Source organism: Arthrobacter sp. Y3225116, from assembly GCF_059091245.1.
Map to the genome: position 1 here is coordinate 1 of NZ_JBNHGL010000440.1, position 1,230 is coordinate 1,230.

The following is a 1,230-nucleotide window of genomic DNA, read 5'->3' on the forward strand; positions in this document are numbered from 1 at the left end:
GTGGCGCCCCGCCGGTGCGGCCTGCGTCACCCTTCCGGCGACTCGCCGCGGCCGTGGCCGGGCTGCCGGTACCGGTTGCACGTACGGTGGACTACGTGAGAAAGACACCTCTGGAGCTGGCGGCAATAGCCAGCGCGGCCGTACCCGGGTTGACGCCCACGGGCGTTGCCGGGTTGCCAGACGATGCGGCGGATTTCCAGTCCGCCGTACTCACCGATGCGTCCGGCAAGCGGTGGCGCGTGCGTTCTCCGAAGCACGCCGAGGCCAGCATGCGGCTCGAAACGGAACTGCTGGTGCTCCGGGCCTTCTCGCCTGCGATCCGCGCGGAGTTGCCTTTCCAGGTGCCCACGGTCGCCGGGACCGTCCAGCAGTCCGAACTGCGCACCTTCGTTTACAACCACGTGCCCGGGAACATGCTGGCGCTGGAAGCCCTGGTCGCCGCCGGCGCCGCCGTCCCGGTATCGATCGGACGGGCGACAGCCGGCATCCACGACCTGCCCCAGCGCATGGTCGACGCCGCTGATTTGCCCAGCTACACCGCCGACCAGTTCCGCCAGCGCAAGCTCAACGAACTCGACCAGGCTGCCACCACCGGCAAGATCCCGCCGGCCCTGCTGCGCCGGTGGGAGCACGCCCTGGAGGACGTCGCCCTCTGGAAGTTCAATCCGTGCGTGGTGCACGGCGACCTGCACGAAGACAACCTCCTGGTCCAAGACGGCAGCGTCAGCTCCGTGACCGGCTGGACCGACCTGCGCATTGGCGACCCCGCCGATGACTTCGCGTGGCTGGTGGCCGTACACGAACAGTCGTTCGCCGACGTGGTGCTGGAGTCCTACCGCAAGTACCGCAAGGACCCGGTCGATCCCCACCTGATGCGCCGGGCAGCGCTGTCCGCCGAATTCGCGCTGGCCCAATGGCTGGTCCGCGGACTGGCCGCGGGTGACCAGACCATGGTTGACGAGGCGGTCGACATGCTGAACGAGCTCGAGGCCGATGTGGCCGAACACGGCGGCCAGCCCATCAGCGTCACCTCTCCCCCGCCGCCTGCCGTTCCGCCCACGGTCGCCGCTGTACCGGCTGCTCCGGCCCGGGAACCGGCGGCCGGTTCCGAGGGCGGGAACCGTGCCGCGGAGCCGGCTCCGGCCGATCGGCCGATCGGGGACGAACCGGCGGACGGCGATCAGGGCGGCGCCGGCAGGGCGGGCGGGGCGGTTTCGGCGGGCGGGAACG

General features: G+C 70.8%; 1 protein-coding gene. It reads left to right on the forward strand.

Features of this window, described 5'->3' with window-relative positions; all coding sequences use genetic code 11:
• Positions 1 to 95: 95 nt before the first annotated feature.
• A partial coding sequence (locus tag AC5RV2_RS18150; RefSeq protein WP_494093485.1) for a macrolide 2'-phosphotransferase occupies positions 96 to 1,230 on the forward strand: 1,135 nt, incomplete at its 3' end.